This window comes from Paenibacillus sp. FSL H7-0943, from assembly GCF_037963265.1.
Classification (GTDB): domain Bacteria; phylum Bacillota; class Bacilli; order Paenibacillales; family Paenibacillaceae; genus Paenibacillus_AQ; species Paenibacillus_AQ odorifer.
The window spans coordinates 5,752,448-5,770,583 of record NZ_CP150148.1 but is presented as its reverse complement, the minus strand read 5'-3'; the positions used below and the strand labels follow the sequence as shown (position 1 = coordinate 5,770,583).

Sequence of the window (18,136 nt, the reverse complement as noted above, 5' to 3'; positions counted from 1 at the left end):
TCATGGTACTCAAAGATAAGGTTGTTGTGATTACAGGAGCGTCCAGCGGCATTGGTGCATTAACGGCACAGATGCTTAGTAAAAAGGGGGCAATCCCTGTCCTGGTAGCACGTTCCGAAGCGAAGCTGAAAGAAACAGCGGCCGGTATCCCGGGCGTTTTTGGACTGTACACCTGTGACGTAACAGATGCTGAGGGTGTTCAGAAGACCTTCGCACAAATTTTGGAGGCATATGGCAGAATTGATATTTTGCTAAATAACGCAGGGTACGGCAAATTTGCTGCTTTTACGGAGATGGAGCCTCATGAATTTGACGATATGATGGATGTTAACTACATGGGGATTGTCCGGTGCACGAAGGCTGTTATTCCACATATGCTGGAGCGGGGAAGCGGGCAGATTGTAAATGTGGCTTCCATGGCAGGGAAGATAGGCACGGCCAAATCCGTAGCCTATACGGCTACCAAACATGCTGTACTCGGATTCACAAATGCGCTCCGTCAGGAGCTGCGGAAGAGTGGAATTATCGTCTCGGCTGTGAACCCGGGGCCGATTGCCACCGATTTTTTCAAAACGGCTGACCCGTCTGGCAATTATGAGAAGAGTGTAGCCCGGATGATGATGACCCCAGAGCATGTATCTTCCAAGATCGTTAAGGTTATGGAGACCGGCAAAGAAGAGCTCGATCTTCCGGGTCTGGCAGGGTTTGGCATACGGCTTTACGGGCTGTTTCCTCGCCTGGCGGACAAGCTTACTTATAATGCGATGAACAGAAAATAGACCCTGTTGCCAGCTTTATTGGCCTTCCATTTGGTGGAGAGGCCTTTTTGGCATATAATGAAGATATTATCTCAAGCGAAAAGGATGAATTACACTTATGAATAAAGCTTCTTTTGCGGCTATCGGCATTCAGGAAGACCTCATTGCCCGGTTGTCGGAATTCGGCATTAACGCTCCATCCCCGGTACAAGAGCAGACAATACCGCTTCTACTAGAGGGAAGAGATGTTATTGCAGCTTCCCAGACTGGAACGGGTAAGACGCTGGCCTATCTATTGCCGCTGCTTCAAACGATTAATCCGGAGCAGAAGGTGGTCCAAAAGCTGGTGCTCGCCCCTACACAGGAGCTGGCGATGCAAATCTTACGCGAGGCGGAACGTTATGGTGAACAGCGCGGAATCCGAGTTATGGGTCTTATTGGCGGGGCCGCAATCAAACGCCAGATTGACAAGCTGCGTGAGCATCCACAGCTAGTTGTGGGAACACCTGGGCGGATCCGCGAGCTGATTGGACTTCGTAAATTGAAGATGCATGAAGTCAGTACTATTGTTCTGGATGAGGCGGACCAAATGTTCCAGCTTAGCGGAGCCGGCGAAGTTACAAAGATTGTCAGCAGTGCGCTGCGTTCACGCCAGCTTGTTATGCTGTCGGCAACGATCGGACCAGAGACGAAAGCGCTGGCTAATCGTGAAATGAAGAATCCGGCAGAGGTTGGGATTGCTCCAGGTGTAATGACTGCTGAAAGCTTGGAGCATCATTATGTTGTTGCTGAAGAGCGTAACAAAATGGACATGCTGCGCCGGGTGATTCGCCATTACAATCCCGATAAAGCGATTGTATTCGTGAATGCTACAGATGATATTGCCGAGGTTGAGGCTAAGCTGAATCATCTTGGGCTTACTGCGGCAGCACTTTACGGAGATGCCGATAAGGTAACGCGCAGCAATGTATTAAAAGGTTTCCGGGAAGGCAAATTTCGTGTGCTTGTTGCCAGTGACGTAGCTGCCAGAGGACTGGATATTGAGAATCTTTCTTTGGTAGTTAGTTACGATCCGGCTTTTGATTCTGAACATTATGTACACCGTGCAGGCCGTACCGGACGGATGGGACGCCGCGGCTTATCTGTAACAATTGTTACAGAGCAACAGACCTTTATCATGCGGAAATTCGCCCGCGAATTGGATATTGCGCTTGAGGAGCGGGAGATGGTCGGTGGTAAGGTGCTTGCAGCAGATGAAGCACGCAGCGCTTTGCACAATGGACGGGGACGGAGTAATGAAGGCAGTGGGCAACGCCGTGATGGATCCGCTCCACGCAGCGGCAAGCCGCCTGTTAGCACATCTGGAGCCTCCAATGTTCAGTCGCCATCCGTTGGAGCAGGTACACCGCCTGCCAAAAGAATGGCTACGATTAACACAAGTGAAACAACAAGCGGAGAACAACAACGCGATTCACAGCGCAGCGCGAATCCTTCTGCAGGAGCACGCGGAGATGCGACTCCTGCACGGAGCAAACGCAGCAGCAATGCGGAACGTGAGAAGAACCGTAAAAATAAAGGAGCTCCAAAGTGGTTGAAAGACAAAACTCCGAGAGGTGACGGTCAATGATTAATGCTCCCGTATTGCAAATTACGGGTCTCAGTGGTGGGTACAGCCTGAATAAGCCAGTGCTGCATGATATTGCACTTCAGGTGCAGCCTGGCGAAATGGTTGGATTGATTGGTTTAAACGGAGCAGGAAAAAGTACGACGATGAAGCATATTCTAGGATTGATGTCGCCCCATAAGGGCGATATCACCGTACAAGGCAAGACGCGTGCTGAAGATCCCGTTGGATACAATAATGCGTTGTCTTTTGTACCGGAATCGCCGCTACTGTATGACGAAATGACGGTTCGTGAGCATGTTGAATTTACTGCCAGAGCTTATGGGGTAGATCAAAAGGATTATGAATCCCGCACCTCGCATCTTGCCAAGCTGTTCCATATGGAGGATAAGATGGACACCCTGTCGACCCATCTATCCAAAGGGATGAAACAGAAGGTTATGATCATGTGCGCTTTCGTTGCACGACCTGCATTATATGTCATCGACGAGCCTTTTTTAGGATTGGATCCGCTAGGGATCCGCTCCTTGCTTGATTTCATGATGGATCTGAAGAACTCTGGATCGTCGATTCTGTTAAGCTCTCATATTCTTTCCACAATAGAGAATTATTGCGACCGTTTTATTGTATTGCATAAAGGTAAGGTGATTGCACAAGGCACGCTGGCGGAAATAGCGGCAACTGCCGGGCATCAGGGGCTGACTTTGGAGCAGCTGTTCTACGAGCTGGTTCAGGGAGGGAAATAATATGGATTTGAAAGAGCTGCGGCGCACGCGGCGCGGTCGATTCATGGGAAGTATGCTTCCTTATGTGGGATATATCATTCAAAGCGGCGTAGCCATGGTCTTCCTGTTCGTGTTGATCGTCTTCTCTGCTTGGTATACATCGCTGCTACAAAATGTACCTGAAGGCATTCCCATTCGCTGGATTATGTTAGCACTACTGTTGCCTGCGACAGTGCATAGCGGCTTCCGAACCTATTTGCAGACCCCGGATACGATCTTTCTGCTGCCTCAGGGTCACCGCATGAAGGAATATTTTGCACCGTCCTGGGTCAGTGGAAACGTGTGGAAGATCATTCGTTTGTTATTTGTACTGATCACCCTTTGGCCGTTGTACATACGTACAGATGATTCTCCCAAGCGACTTTTATTTACAGTGTTGATCCTGATTGCTGTGAAGCTGATCGCGAGCTATGGATTATGGAAAGAGATAGCTATGCTGTCACGTCCGATGGCAGGTGTGTATGCTTTCTTGCGCTGGGCAGTTGGAGGTTTGATTATTGCTGCTTGGTTGTGGCAGCCTGCCGGCCCGAGCCTGATATTTATGGTGTTGTTGGCAGCAGCCTATCTTGCTGCACTGTCTGTGCCCGGACGTCACGCTGTGCCATGGGAAAGACTGATCGCCATGGAAAACAATCAAGGTGCACGTGCGCTGATGGTTCTGGGCTGGTTCGTGGATGTGCCGGGCCGTGAGCAACGGGTATATTTCCGCCGTTATCTTTCCAAATGGGGCGCTAAGCTGCCTTGGCGCAAGGATACTGCTTATCGGTATCTGCTAACGAAAAGCTTTGCCCGGGGCGATATCTTTGGAATCATTATGCGGATATCGGTGCTGGCTCTGCTGCTGAATTGGTGGAACCGTGATAGTTACTTTGGCACCGGAATTTATTTGTTCTTCCTGTTCATCATTGGTGTTCAATTGTCGGCACTCCGCAAATTGCATAGCGAGTCTTTTTGGCTGACAGTGTATCCTTTTCCTGAAGGCAGTAAGGCGGACAACACGACACAATTTGTATTCCGTGCGCATCTGGTTGTGGCATTGATTCTTGGATTACCTTTCTTAGCTTCCATAGGTGACCGTCTGATGCCAGTGATCTTTACCTTAGCGGCAGGTGTTGTGGTAGTCTTTCTGTTTAAAGGATACTTGTCCCGCAAAGCAGCACGATTGGATGACGACGATCTGTAAGGCAATTTCATATTCACAATAAAAAGGCTGTCTCACAGTAGAGAAATTCTACGAATGAGAGAGCCTTTTTTTTGCTGGAAGCATAATTTGAGCCGGGCAAGTCCTTAAATTTGCAAAAACGGAACAGAGTATTTAAAAAATGCTGTATGTCTTTTACCAGATAGCTCCAGCATAATAAGCCTGTATCTTACATCATGTATACGCTTCCAATCATGGGCGTAGTCATCCGTACCAACAAAACAGTATTGGGGGAGGATTCAGGCGTGAAAAGAAGATTATCAATATTCATAGTGGCGCTTTTACTATCATCCTTATTCTTGAATGTGCTTGAGGCGGGTATACCACGGGCTGCAGCGGATGCCGCAGGAGTTCCAGTGTACTATGATCCCACAAAAAGTGTGGAGGAGCGCACTGCGGATCTATTATCCCGAATGACGCTGGAAGAGAAGATTGGGCAGATGGTTCAAGCAGAAAGAGCTGCCGTCACTCCTGAGGAGGTACAGAAATATGCTCTTGGCTCTGTACTCAGCGGGGGAGGCTCATTCCCTAACGGAAAAGAAAGTGACAGCACTCGCGATAACTGGAGAAGTTTGATTGATAGTTATCAGGATGGTGCATTGTCTACCAGATTAGGCATTCCGCTGCTCTATGGGGTGGATGCGGTGCATGGACATAACAATGTCAAAGGCGCGACGCTTTTTCCGCATAATATTGGCCTAGGGGCTGCTAATGATCCCGCATTGACTGAGCTTATTGGTGCAGCTGCTGCTAAGGAAGTAGCCGCAACAGGAGCGAACTGGACATTTGCCCCAACGATAGCCTCCCCTCATAATGCAAGATGGGGTAGAACCTATGAAGGTTTTAGTGATAATCAGGATATTTCAGCAGAACTAGGTGCGGCTTATGTGTTTGGTCTGCAAGGACGGACTGCTGCTGCATTGGCAGGGACAGATACAATCACGGCAACTGCAAAACATTATCTAGGTGAAGGTTATACGGATAATGGTGTAAATCAAGGCAACATCACTAAATATACCGAGCAAGAGATCATGGATAAGGATTTGAAAATTTATAAAGCAGCTGTAGACGCAGGGGTGCAGACGGTTATGGCCTCCTATCACAGCATCCAAGGTCTTAAAATGCATGCCCATAAACATTTGCTGACCGATGTTTTGAAGGGTGACAAGAAAAATGGCGGACTTGGCTTTACCGGTTTCGTTATCTCGGATTATAACGCTGTGCAGCAAATCACAGTGGATAGCGAGGGCAAAGCTGTTAGCGGGTTGAAGAACCAGCTGAATGTGTCCGTAAACGCCGGAGTCGATATGTTCATGATGCCGACCGTTTGGAAGGATACGATTAAGTACATCACAGAACTTGTAGGCGAAGGTAAAATCTCTACGGAGCGCATAGATGATGCGGCAGAACGTATCCTGCAGGTCAAAATCGCTTCAGGATTGTTCGAGCATCCCAAAAGCGAACCGGAGCTGTTGAGTGCTTTTGGCTCAGCAGAAAGCCGCAAATTAGCCCGCCAAGCTGTGGCGGAGTCGCTTGTTCTTTTGAAGAACGATGAGGTAAATGGAAGTCCAATTCTATCGCAATTAAGCGGGATGGATAAAATATTCGTAGCGGGTAAAAACGCTAATAATATCGGTAACCAAGCCGGCGGCTGGTCGATCACTTGGCAAGGGAAGTCGGGCAATATAACTGAAGGCACGACGATCCTCGAAGGGATAAAGGAGGCTGTTCCTGCTTCTACAACGGTCACATATAACCTTAATGGGCGCGGGGCTGCGGGTTATGATGCGGCGATCGCTGTTATCGGTGAGACACCTTACGCCGAGACCGATGGCGACCGGACCAGCTTGAATCTGGATGAGCAGGATCTGGCGACACTTGCGAATATACGTGCTGCTGATCCTAATATTCCGCTTATCGTTGTACTGGTGTCTGGACGTCCAATGACGATAGCCAGCCAATTGGAAGATTGGGATGGGCTTGTGGCAGCTTGGCTACCAGGCACAGAGGGTGCTGGAGTAGCTGATGTGTTATTTGGTACTAAGGATTTTGTAGGCAAAAATCCGATTCGTTGGCCATTCACTTTGAACAATTATCCGGCAGACAATAACAGTACAAATGTGTTATTCAAAACGGGATATGGCTTGACCAAAAATGAGAAAACACCAAAGCTTCCAACCGCTCCTGTCGATCCGGAAGCTCCAGAGATTCCTTCTCTGCCGATTCCCGGCAAAATTGAAGCAGAGGATTTTTTGAACAAAAGCGCAGGACTGCAAACTGAAAATACGCAGGATATAGGTGGCGGTCTCAATGTCGGCTATACCTCGGCTGGCCAGTGGCTCGAATATAACGTGAATGTGGCGCAAGCAGGTACGTATCAAGCCGATTTCCGCTATTCCGTTAATAGTGGCACTACAGGCGTCAACATCAAATCAGCAGAGGGAACTAAGCTAGGAACATTAAGCGTGACCTCAACAGGTGGCTGGCAGAATTGGCAGACGAAAGCTGTAGAAAATGTTGTGTTTAAGAAGGCAGGGTTGCAAAAGATCCGTCTGGAATTTACCGGTGGAGATATCAACCTGAACTGGGTAAGCTTCACTCGAACAGGTGATGTGCCTGTAGATCCATCGAATCCCGGAGATGGCGGGGAAAGCACTAAACATGTTATTAAGTCAGATGTAGTTAGCTCTTGGGTATCGAGTGAGCGAGATCCTTCCGATCGGAAGTGGTATTATGCTGACCGTTATCAAGAGGGTGATTTGAAGCTGGAAGAGCAGGCGAAGCTGGATATTGTGGTTCCCGACGTGAAGGCAGGTACAGAGCTCCATATTGATCCTGACCGGAAATATCAATCTATTCTAGGGATCGGTACCTCTATGGAGGAATCGACGGTTAATAATCTGGCGAAGATGTCTGCGGCGAAGCAGGAGGAATTGCTGCGGAAAATGATTGATCCTGTATCGGGGATCGGAATGAGTATGCTCAGGTTGACGATTGGGACGGCTGACTTTACAGATAAACAATTTTATACCTACGATGATATGCCTCCAGGACAAACCGACATTAATTTGGAGCATTTCTCCATCCAAAAGGATATTGACTACCATATCATCAGCACGGTTAAAAAAATTCAAAACATCAATCCGGATATTAAGTTTTTTGCCTCACCTTGGAGCCCGCCCGGTTGGATGAAGACTACAGACAGTATGATCAAAGGCCAAGTGAAGGATGAATATCTGCCTGTACTGGCCAAATATTATCTTAAGTTCGTACAGGAGTACGAGAAGCTGGGAATTACCTTTGAAGGTCTGACCTTGCAGAATGAACCTTTGCTGGAAATTGAATATCCAAGCACCAAAATGCCGTGGGAGCAAGAAGCCCAGCTGGCTAAACTGCTGCGGAAGGAATTAGATGAACATGGTTTCAAAGACGTGAAGCTGTGGACATTTGATCATAATCCTGGTGACACGATGGCCTATCCAGCACAAATCCTAGGCAATCCTGAATTAGGTGCCTACGATGCGGTGGACGGAACTGCTTTTCATGATTATGGCGGTGACCTTGGTCTGATGACCCAACTCCATAATCTCTATCCTGACAAAAATGTATATTTGACCGAACGCGCAGTCTGGGGTACCTCAGGCGCAGACCGCATTGCTCAATATTTCCGTAATTGGGCCCGCAGCTATAACTCCTGGGTAGCGATGCTGGACAGTGATATTGCCTCCCATCAGTGGACCGGAACGCCAGACCCAACCCCGATTGTGCAGGATTCGGGAGACCGTAACCATTACTGGCTGCTGCCAGAATATTATCTGTTGGGCCAATATACAAAATTCGTTAAACCGGGGTACGTGCGGATTGATAGTGACTACGGCTCAAGCAGTACTGTAACGAACGTAGCTTTTGCTAGTCCAGATGGAAAAGAGATTGTGACGGTAGTAATCAACCAGACGTCGGATCCACAGCCGTTTAAATTGCTAGTGGACGGTGCGCAAATTAGTGCTGTGCTGCCGGCGAAATCAGTGGGCACTTATAGCTGGGAACGTCTGAATGGTATACAGGCGGTGCCGGGTGTAGTGAATGCTGTTGATTTTGAAGAAGCGCAAGGGGTTTACACTGTGAATGAGCAGGGTTATATTGGCGGGTTCTCGCCAGACGCATCGTCCACCTTCGACTATGTGATTGATGTTAAAGAGAGCGGTGAATATTCACTTCAATTTAAGCATGCCGCTCAATTCAGCGATGGCGCCGGAAAATCGGTGGAGATTAGTGAAGATGGTAAGGTCATTGCTACGCTTCCAATTGTGCAGCAGACGGAGAGTCTGACCGATTTTGCAGATTATCAATCCTTGATCTCTCTGAACAAGGGCATTCACAAGCTCACCTTGAAGACGAACGGGAACGGTTATAATATCCGTTCATTAGCTTTACGCCAAGCGCCTTCCGGATCACATGAGCTTCCTGCTGTGCTTCAAGGGCAAGACTACACGACAGCTTCAGGTGTATTAGTAACGGGTGGTGCAGTGGGTTATACTGACCCCGGCGATTGGGTGAAGTACAAGATTAATGTACCTGCCAGCGGTACCTACCCACTCCTGATCTCCTATGCTACTAATCAGGATGATGCAGAGCTGGAACTGCTGACGGGAGAGGATGGAGTAACGGTAACGGCAGCTACTTATGCTTTGACGAAGACGGGGGGATGGTCCAATTGGCAAATAGCTAATGGAACGGTAACCTTGCCTGCCGGGGAGCAGACGCTGACCATGAAAGTAAATGGAGCAGGATTTCATCTGCAGTCGCTTACGATCGGCCCCGCGCTTCAATCGGAGACTGCTCTGGTAGAAGGAAATGAGGAGGGTGCAGAAGTTATCGTCAAGCTAGTAAATGACAAATATGCACCTGAACTGGACACCGCTTATTGGTCTATTGAAGGTTACGAAGGTACAGTTGTCAATAGCGTATACCGGGTGGATGATTATACAGCGAAGGTCGTATTAGCGGGTACGCGAATTATTGATTTCGACACGGATCGTATTCTTACGGTTACCGCTGATGTGTATCAGACAGAATCAAATCAGTCTTTTGGCAGCGTACATGTTCTGAAATTGCCTCTTATAGTTACAGCAATCAACGACGAAGAGAGCATCAGTCTTTCTCCGAGCACGCTTCCTTATCAAGTGAACGGGAATGAATTGGTAGTCAGCCTTTCAGGAGGGACATTTAATCCTGATGCCATTCAGAGCATTTCTGTCTCGGGCCCAGGTAAGGATCAGGGGCATGTAAGTATTGGGGCAGCTGCCTTACTTGACCCTACCCATGTGAAGCTGACGCTGGCCTGGAATGATCATACCCCGTATTATAGTGATTTGCAGCTTGCCGTGAATGTGCCTGCAAATGCTTATGCCGATTCAAGTGGTGGCGGCGTGCTGCGTGCGGAGGTTAAGCTCTTAGGAACAACTAGTGCTACAGCACCTATAGAAGTCACAAGCTTGAACGCACTGGATCAATTCTACCAGTTGCAAGGGATCACAGTCAGCGGCCAAGGCAGTGGAGCGAAGCTGACCGGCATTGATGCTGGAGACAGCATCGATTACTGGGTAAATGTGCCGCAGGATGGAAACTATGCTTTTACGCTTACCGTAACTTCCGCGAATGGTGCTCCTAAGGGCATTATTTATAAAACGGAGGATGGGAAGACATTAAGAACCGTTGATGTGCCGAATCTTTACTCGCAAACCGTTGGCATACGCACCGTTCTTCAATTGAAGGCGGGTGAACAGAAGCTGCGCCTGCAAGCTGGATCAGCAGGATACGAGCTCAGTGGTATTCAAATAGAACCTTATACTGAAGAAATCATGGATGGCGCTGGTTCTTTAAAGGTGGAAGCCGAGAATTATTACGATGCTACACCCAATGGAATTCAGAGTACCATGACTGGCGGTGTGCTGGATTTTAGAAATGTAGGGTTTACCGTTGCAGGGGGTTCCATGGATTATGTCCTTGATATTACTGAAGCCGGATTTTATAAAATCGTATATCGGTATGCTACAGCACAAGGCGGAGTAAGCACTACGTTATCTGTAAAGGGTACAAAACTCTCAACAGTGCCTATGCCTACTACAGGTGGATGGTCGAATTACACGCTGGCGAGTGGTGTCGTACAACTTGCGCAAGGAAAACAGGTAGTACGGATGAGCTTCAATAATGACGGTGCCAATCTAGATTGGTTTACGCTGGAACGGACGGAAGAAGGAGAGCAGCCGATTCATTCAAAGGTTTCCTTACCCGTTTCTTCTTTGAAACCGGGAGCTTACAGCGGATTACAAACGATCAGCCTTACTACAGCGACATCAGGAGCAGAGATTCATTACACAACCGATGGGTCATTGCCTACAGCAGACAGTCCACTTTATACCGGAACTATTGACGCAGCAGGAGTCACAGTTCTTCGTACGATAGCGGTAAAAGAGGGCATGGAGAACAGTTTTGTAGCTCCATTCACGTATGTGATCAGCGGAGTGGTTGATATGAAAACGGTGTCTGCACCGCAGGCTGATCCTGCCGGGGGAACTTATACAGGGCAGGTTGCCGTGAAGTTAACTACAGCTACAGCTGGAGCGTCTATTCACTACACGTTGGATGGCACTGTACCTACAGCAACCAGCGAACTGTATAGTGGAGTGATTTATGTAGGCAAGAGCAAGACGATTAAGGCGATTGCTGTAAAAGAGGGCTGGAAGCCAAGTGATATTTCCAGTTTTGAATATATTGTTTCTGCGGATAAACCTGATCCTACACCTACACCAACAGCAACGCCTGAACCAACCCCAAGTCCAACCATTGAACCGACTACTCGGCCAACGACAGCACCAACTTCCGGAAGCGGGGGTACCACAGGTGGTGGCAACAGCGGAACAACAGGGGGGAATTCAAGCGGAAATGCAGGCAGTGTAACCGGCAGCACCATCCTTACAGCAACACCAGTGCTGAACAGTAATATCGGTGCGGCGAGAGCAAGTGTAGACCTGGAGAGCTTGAAAAAGGCTGCTACAGCAGGCTTAAGTGGAGCAACTTCAGCGGTTACTGTTGATATACCGGCAGTAGCTACAGCTAAGGGTTATGAGCTGCAATTGCCAAACGGTATAATCTTTGCAGATGATAAGACTTCATTGGTCGTTCATACTGAATTTGGTGTGCTGGAGCTGCCAGGTAGTCTGCTGAAACAAGCGGCAAAAGAGGCAGGAACCCCTTGGGTAATTACGATAACCAAGGTGGATTCAGATTCTCGTCCAGAATTTAAACTGAGCGTAACTATCAATGGCAAGGAAGCCGTATGGAACAGTCCTGACATGCGGGTTAAGGTGTCCCTACCGTATATTCCACGATCAGAAGAACGTGGTAAAGAAGGACATATAACGATTCATAGTCTGAATCCGTTGGGGATTCTAACGGTTGTTCCAAGTGGCAGATATATCGCTGCTACAGGGATGGTTTCCTTTACAGGAATTCTCTCTGGTACGTACAGTATCACCTTTACGGAGAAGACATTCCGGGATATCGGTAAATTTGAGTGGGCCCGCAATGCGATTGAGGTGCTTGGCTCCAAAGGCATCATCAACGGAATGACAGAGGATCAATTTGTGCCTCAAGCGGAAGTGAAGCGGGGAGATTTTGTGCTCCTGCTTATAAAAGCGCTTGGCTTGGAAGGCGTTAGTGCAGAAAGCTTCACAGATGTGCAGCCTGGCGATTACAGATATGAAGCGTTGGCTATAGCGAAGCAGTTGGGGATCGCCACTGGTCGTCCAGATGGAAGCTTTGATCCTAACGCTTCTGTTACGCGGCAGGAAATGATGACATTGGCTGCAAAAGCGATTGCAGCAGCCGGCAGACAGCTTCCAGCCGGCAACGGAGCTTCAATGACCCGTTTCACGGATAGCCAGCAAGTATCAGCGTTTGCACGTGACAGTGTGGCAGCACTAATACGTGCTGGCCTGATCAAGGGAGACGGCTTGCGGATTCATCCACAAGGTGTTACCACCCGTGCAGAGGCAGCGGTTTTGATCTACAACCTGTACAATCTGTAATACATCAGCTGTAAAGATACTTTTAGCTTTTGGGCTGTCACATCCGTAGATTTTCTACGTTTGCGACAGCCTTTTTAAGGTGTGGTTTGGATCTATATTAAGCCCGCACGTCCGCCGCCGATCATAATTATCCCCTGAGGCTTACGGACCCAGTTGACGTTATTTGCAAATATACAACCTTTATCGGGGAAGTTCGGACACCAGTGGCATTATTCCCTATGAAGAGGTTCATATTTGGGGTTTGGCATGCCAATAACGGCTTTGGGGTCCGTAAGTGAGTAAAATATGGGATTATACTGCCTTTAGGGTCTGCGGTGTCCGATAGCTGCTTTTGTGCGGGCAAATGTGATCTGAGGTAACAAAGGTTGGTGCGGTTGGTGCTAAGAACAAGGTGGAATTTTAAAAAAAAGACGCAGACGTCACAGCAGCCATTATCATGACCTACTGGACACCCACGTCTATTGTGAAAAAAAGGGATTGAAAATAGGAAAGAGCTTAGAGCTCTCTCCCGAGACTGTCATTAATGGTTAGACAAAAAGTGAACGGCTGATGATAACCAGCAAGATAAAGAGAACCAGGATGGCGCCAGTGCTAGTGAATGGGCCACCTCCACAACATCCATATCCGCCTCTAACTTCTTCGCTCATGTTCATTCCCCTTTCGGTGTGTGTGTTGTACTTGAGTACATCGTATTGTATGTGCGGAGAGTGGGGCGTGTATAGGCCAATGTCGGATTCGTGTACAAAAAAATCAGCTCCGTGAAAACGGAGCTGATTGTAAGCTATATAAAGTTCAGTTAGGCTTTTTCTAAATCGCGAACACCTGCGTATACAAGATCGAAAAGATCTTCGAGCTGTTCCTCTTCGATACATGAGAAGGCAATACGTAGATCAGTTTCACCCAAAGCAATAGTGCCTAGTCCGTAATTATGAATCAGATGAAGCCGGAGATCTTCAGCCGCAACAGTATGCAGCTTCAGACACATAAAGTAACCGGAGTTAAAGGGATAATACGTCCATATATCCTCGCCGTATTTGCCGCTATCCAGCAGTGCTTTTACTTTATTCGCACGGCCTTTCATGATCTGGAACTTCTCTTCCTTCTGTGCTTCGAATTCCGGCGACTTCAAGGCGTCTAGTACGAAGGTCTGCGAAGGATGCGCACCGCTGGAAATGGTGGCACGGATGATGCCTAGTGTTTTTTGCTCCAATGCTGCCAGCAGGTCTTTGTCCTCCGAGGCATAAGTGATGAAACCGACACGGAAGCCCCAGACAAATTCTTCTTTGGTTGCACCGTCAATCTTGATTGGAAGCACACGAGGATGCAGATGAGCCAGTTTGCCGAACAGCGATTCTTTCAGTGAATCCTCAAAGAATAGCCCGAAGTATGCATCATCACTTACAACAACAACGTTGATGCCTTCCTCAGCCGCACGGAGGATAGCTGCAACGATCTCATCGCCTTCCTTAATCCCTGGAGTATATCCGGTAGGATTGTTAGGGAAGTTCAGCAGTACAATCGCTTTGCCGCGTTCTTTTTGAGCAAGCAGCGCGTCTTCCAGACCTGCACTGTTAAAAGTCATTTCTTCTGTGAACAGCGGATAGTTAACGGTCTCCCCATGGCGGCGGATTCCGAAGGTTAATTCGTAGTTCTCCCAGTTCTTGTCCGGGTAGATAATCGCGTCACCTGGCTCTGCGAAGAGGTCAGCGACAATGCTAAGCCCGTGAGTCAGGGCATTGGTTACAACGGGATTGCTGATGGTTTTACCTTCTAGCGATGGATTTTCGCGCAGCATCTTTTCACGCCATACAGTACGCAGCTCTGGTTTACCTGCCGGAGGGGCGTAACTATAAAGATCCTTAGGACTGTAAGCGGAGAGTTTATCCTGAATGACGCCGAGGTGCATAGGTACGCCACCTTCAGTAGCAATACCGATGGTTGCGTTGTATTTCTTGGCGTGAGCTCCTGCTTCAGCGGATTGGCTCAGGATGCCCTCTTTTGGGAAGTAAATCTCTTTGCCAAGCGTAGAGAGCATATCATACACATGTTCATTTCCTGCTTTGATACTTTCGTTTAATTGTCCAGCTAGTGGATTCATCAGTTTCATCCTTCCAGGGTTCTTTGGGGATAACATACTGTTAACATTGCCTAACATTATATCACCGCCAATTGCAACCGTCACTTGGAAAGATACGATTTTTAAAAAATATCATTCGGCGTGGAAAGGGCAGTATTTTTTCATCATTTCTATCGTTTCTTCATCACGCGGATTATTTCTTTCAGACAGGCCGGAAATGATGCCGGAGCGCTCTTCTTCTTTTAGGTTTTGCCCAAACTTAAACTTCGCTGTGATCTCATCGGGGGTAATGCGCACAACGGCAACTCCCTTTAGACGGGGACGATATTTAGGGTCCTCTGCATCGATGGAATCATAACCCCCCTCGGGCTGGAGCTTTTTCATAAATAAGGAGAGTACACTGGCTTTTTCACTAATGTCTTCAACAGGTTCGGCTGTGCCGTAGGCAGTCACACTTTTAAAATAGGCGGTTGCTGGGCAGGCCAGCTCGGGATCGCTAAAATAAGACGGGATAAGGGCATACTCATCCGCTACCGTAAAGCAGACCTTCTGCTGATTGCGGATCGACTTCATTTTGCTACCAGCATGACTGCCATGGAAATAGAAACAACCATCTGTATATACAAAATTCAGCGGTGTCACCCGCGGTTGCCCCTGTTCATCGCTTGTACCGAGAAAACCAAAACTCATTCCGTTAAGAAAAGAGACCAATTCTTCCTCCTGATCTACTTTAAATTCTTTTCTGCGCATAGGGATCACGTCCTCTTTCTTTTTAGTCTAGAGCATCTGCTCCAATGTAAATGTTCTTTAAAGAATAGTAGAGTGGTTGACAATTAAAAAGGACCAATTAAGATAGTTTTTAATGGACCACTTGCTGGTCAAGGAGGATAACGATGAATATCACGCTGGCATATGATCAATATCTGGCGATACACCGCTACAAATATTTAGCGTTATATCACGCGCTCCGCGCAGGAATATTGGAAGGAACACTTCCGGGAGGCACTCCGCTGCCGTCTACACGAAGTCTTGCTAAGCACTATGAGCTGTCGCGCGGATCGGTCTCGCAGGTGTATGAAATGTTGCTCGCTGATGGTTATGTAAGGACTGAAACGGGGCGGGGGACATTCGTATCGGAAGATAGCTTTGCTTCAGCTGCCAGTCGCAGTGACGGTGAGAACCGGGCTTTGGGTGAAGACGCAGATGCTGCTGGGGGAGATTGTGCAAGCGAGACTACGATTCCAATCTCGGCATGGGGAAAGCGGCTACTTGCGCGCCCGATACCCTTCTATGGAAAGAGTAACAAGAAAGTAGTGAGCTTCCAGAGTAGTGGTATGCGGATGGAACATTTTCCATACTCCGAATGGCGCAGTGCGCTCTCTTATGCCGGAGGGAAGGAAGGTGGATTGCTGCAAAGCACTTGTCCACCTCAAGGCGATGAAGGACTTCGGAAAGCTATCGCTGCACATCTGCGGATTACCCGCGGGATTCGCGCGGATGCAGAGCATATCGTATTGTTCAGCGGCTCGATGCAAGGCATCGTTATTTTGACGCAGCTACTGCTGGATGCAGGAGGCTCAGCGGTCGTTGAGGACCCGGGCTTTCACGGGATTCGCCGAGCCGTAGAGATCACTGGAGGCCGATTGCTGGCAGGGGAGCTGGATGGCAACGGTCTTATTCCGGAGGATTGGAATGCCCGGCTGTTGTTTGTTACGCCGAGCCGTCAATTTCCTACGGGTGTGGTACTGCCTTTGGAACGACGCCGAACCTTGTTGGGATGGGCGCAGCGGCATCATGCAGTAATTATTGAAGATGATTATGACAGTGAGTTCCGTTGGGCTGGGCGGCCCATCGAGCCCTTAAAAGCACTGGATCGTGAAGAGCGAGTCGTATATGTGGGCTCCTTTTCAAACACGATGTTTTCAGGCCTGCGGCTCGGCTTTGCAGTGCTTCCGCCCTCTTTAGTAAAGCCGACTATCGCCGCCAAGGCGCTATATGAGCCCTTGCCGGTAGGGCTGCTGGAGCAGCGAGCCTTGGCGCGGTTCATGAATACAGGCGGCTATGGCCGTCATCTTCGCCGGATGACACGCATCTATGGTGAACGCGGACGCATCCTCAGGACGCTGCTGTCGGAACGGCTTAAGGAGCTCTTCGAGCTGCTGCCTGGTGATGCGGGCTTGCATGTATATGCCCGCTGGCTGCGCAGCAGCGAAGAGTTTGTTGCTTTCCGAGCGGCAGCGCTTAGGCGCGGCACGGATTTTAGAGATGCCGCGTTATATCAGCTATCACCGGGAGCGCCGGCCGCTTGTTTTTCTTTTGCCCATCTGAATGCCGCGGAGCTGGAGGAAGGGATAACAAGCCTGCATCTGGCGTGGGAAGATGTACAAAATGCAACATGACAAGGTATGATAAAGAAGATGAAATGCAAAACTAAGCGAATGCTTACGAATTTTGACGAAGAAACTCGGAGTAGATTAAGCTAAACAAAACTATATAGACACTGCGAAGTCAGAAAGAGCAGATTTGCTGAGAATACTAAGCGGATGCTTACGAGACAAGTTTTGCTAACAAAACAAAGCGGATGCTTACGAAGCAAGTTTTGCGAAGAGGTTTAAAGTAGGTTATGCTAACAAAACTTTTAGGAGGGAACGTTATGCTGCATGCATCGCCGTCCTCTTTTGTTATTTTGCCGGCTCTGGCTAAGATTGTATGCGAGCCGGGCTGGAAATGGCAAAAAAGAGAGAAGTCGCTGCAAAATTATGATTTATTTTATGTATGGAGCGGGGAAGGGACGGTTGTGCGTAACGATGAACCCTTTCAAGTAGGCAAGGGAAGCTGCTTCCTTTTTCGTCCGGGTGACCATACAAGTGCTACACATAATCCGCAAAAGCCACTTGTACTTACATATATTCATTTTGATGTCTCCGAAGAGGTGACGGATATTCCGCTGCCCTATCGTGAGCTTACAGAAACCGTTGAATTTGAACATCTGCTTGCTCGGTACGTTCGACTATTTCTGGTGGATACTTACGCCGCTGAGGAAGAAGGGCAGCTTGTACTGAAGCAGCTGATGATTCATCTGCTGAGGGAGGACCGTGTGAAGCCAGTAGAACGTTATGTTAGCAATCATTTGACAGAAATCATTCACGAAATAGCGAACTATGTGAGCCAGCATCCGGGGATTGCACATCGTGTAGAGGATCTTGCTGCTCGTGCGGGGCTTTCACCGCGGTATTTTTCAATTAAGTTCAAGGAGCTTACGGGTTCTTCTGTGCAGTCTTATGTCATCCGAGCCCGGATTGAGCGTGCTCAGCATTTACTGCTGTACGCGGGAATGAATGTTACTGAGGTAGCAGATGCGCTTGGGTATCGTGACATTTTCTTTTTCAGCCGCCAGTTCAAGCAATATACCGGAAAAAGTCCATCTGAGATCCGCTGATTCACTTTTGTTGTTTCAGTTTGTTCAACCAAGGGTAAATACTTTGCAGTTTAGTTTACAGAGAATTTACATAACTTCTTGGAAGGAGACTCTTGGCATGATCATCAGACGCAGAATTTGCAACACGGATTGTAAGAGTGGAGGCGGAGGTATTTTTAGAAA

The 18,136-nt window shown here is 48.3% G+C and carries 10 protein-coding genes; 7 read left to right on the top strand and 3 right to left on the bottom strand.

Annotated features, from left to right (window positions below):
- Nucleotides 1-2: 2 nt before the first annotated feature.
- The 5 genes from NSQ55_RS25200 to NSQ55_RS25180 all read left to right on the top strand — a co-directional run bounded on the left by NSQ55_RS25200 (nucleotide 3) and on the right by NSQ55_RS25180 (nucleotide 12,458).
- A complete protein-coding gene (locus NSQ55_RS25200; RefSeq protein ID WP_076141978.1) occupies nucleotides 3-779 on the top strand; it encodes an SDR family oxidoreductase in 777 nt (258 codons plus the stop codon).
- Between the two features lie 97 nt (nucleotides 780-876).
- A complete protein-coding gene (locus NSQ55_RS25195; RefSeq protein ID WP_076184753.1) occupies nucleotides 877-2,385 on the top strand; it encodes a DEAD/DEAH box helicase in 1,509 nt (502 codons plus the stop codon).
- Nucleotides 2,382-3,128 (top strand): ABC transporter ATP-binding protein, encoded by a 747-nt coding sequence (locus tag NSQ55_RS25190; protein ID WP_076184752.1) that lies wholly within the window; start codon nucleotides 2,382-2,384, stop codon nucleotides 3,126-3,128. Before NSQ55_RS25195 ends, NSQ55_RS25190 begins: the two co-directional genes overlap by 4 nt.
- Before the next feature lies 1 nt (nucleotide 3,129).
- Nucleotides 3,130-4,350 carry an ABC transporter permease gene (locus tag NSQ55_RS25185; RefSeq protein WP_339169653.1) on the top strand — a complete coding sequence of 407 codons (1,221 nt, stop codon included), beginning with the start codon at nucleotides 3,130-3,132 and terminating at the stop codon, nucleotides 4,348-4,350.
- A gap of 263 nt (nucleotides 4,351-4,613) precedes the next feature.
- Entirely contained in the window at nucleotides 4,614-12,458 is a 7,845-nt protein-coding gene (locus tag NSQ55_RS25180; protein ID WP_339169652.1) for a glycoside hydrolase family 3 N-terminal domain-containing protein, read from the top strand.
- Between the two features lie 527 nt (nucleotides 12,459-12,985).
- On the opposite strand, the gene NSQ55_RS25175 is transcribed toward NSQ55_RS25180, so the two are convergent.
- The 3 genes from NSQ55_RS25175 to NSQ55_RS25165 form a co-directional block, all read right to left on the bottom strand.
- The gene (locus tag NSQ55_RS25175) at nucleotides 12,986-13,105 is read right to left on the bottom strand and encodes a YjcZ family sporulation protein (protein WP_212592220.1); all 120 of its coding nucleotides are present in this window, start codon (nucleotides 13,103-13,105) and stop codon (nucleotides 12,986-12,988) included.
- A 149-nt stretch (nucleotides 13,106-13,254) separates the two neighbouring features.
- Entirely contained in the window at nucleotides 13,255-14,556 is a 1,302-nt protein-coding gene (locus NSQ55_RS25170) for an aminotransferase class I/II-fold pyridoxal phosphate-dependent enzyme (RefSeq protein ID WP_339169651.1), read from the bottom strand.
- A gap of 111 nt (nucleotides 14,557-14,667) precedes the next feature.
- On the bottom strand, nucleotides 14,668-15,285 hold the full coding sequence (locus tag NSQ55_RS25165; protein ID WP_339169649.1) for a pyridoxamine 5'-phosphate oxidase family protein: 618 nt from the start codon (nucleotides 15,283-15,285) through the stop codon (nucleotides 14,668-14,670).
- A 143-nt stretch (nucleotides 15,286-15,428) separates the two neighbouring features.
- On the opposite strand from NSQ55_RS25165, the gene NSQ55_RS25160 reads away from it, so the two are divergent.
- Nucleotides 15,429-16,934: a PLP-dependent aminotransferase family protein gene (locus tag NSQ55_RS25160; RefSeq protein WP_339169648.1), complete on the top strand. Its 1,506-nt coding sequence runs from the start codon at nucleotides 15,429-15,431 to the stop codon at nucleotides 16,932-16,934.
- Between the two features lie 254 nt (nucleotides 16,935-17,188).
- On the top strand, nucleotides 17,189-17,974 hold the full coding sequence (locus NSQ55_RS25155; protein ID WP_036679782.1) for an AraC family transcriptional regulator: 786 nt from the start codon (nucleotides 17,189-17,191) through the stop codon (nucleotides 17,972-17,974).
- The last annotated feature ends 162 nt before the right edge of the window (nucleotides 17,975-18,136 follow it).

Bases quoted from the DNA above. Each gene is read 5' to 3' on its own strand.
- NSQ55_RS25200 (WP_076141978.1), top strand. From the start codon at position 3: ATGGTACTCAAAGATAAGGTTGTTGTGATTACAGGAGCGTCCAGCGGC.
- NSQ55_RS25195 (WP_076184753.1), top strand. From the start codon at position 877: ATGAATAAAGCTTCTTTTGCGGCTATCGGCATTCAGGAAGACCTCATT.
- NSQ55_RS25190 (WP_076184752.1), top strand. From the start codon at position 2,382: ATGATTAATGCTCCCGTATTGCAAATTACGGGTCTCAGTGGTGGGTAC.
- NSQ55_RS25185 (WP_339169653.1), top strand. From the start codon at position 3,130: ATGGATTTGAAAGAGCTGCGGCGCACGCGGCGCGGTCGATTCATGGGA.
- NSQ55_RS25175 (WP_212592220.1), bottom strand. From the start codon at position 13,105: ATGAGCGAAGAAGTTAGAGGCGGATATGGATGTTGTGGAGGTGGCCCA.
- NSQ55_RS25170 (WP_339169651.1), bottom strand. From the start codon at position 14,556: ATGAATCCACTAGCTGGACAATTAAACGAAAGTATCAAAGCAGGAAAT.
- NSQ55_RS25165 (WP_339169649.1), bottom strand. From the start codon at position 15,285: ATGCGCAGAAAAGAATTTAAAGTAGATCAGGAGGAAGAATTGGTCTCT.
- NSQ55_RS25160 (WP_339169648.1), top strand. From the start codon at position 15,429: ATGAATATCACGCTGGCATATGATCAATATCTGGCGATACACCGCTAC.
- NSQ55_RS25155 (WP_036679782.1), top strand. From the start codon at position 17,189: ATGCTGCATGCATCGCCGTCCTCTTTTGTTATTTTGCCGGCTCTGGCT.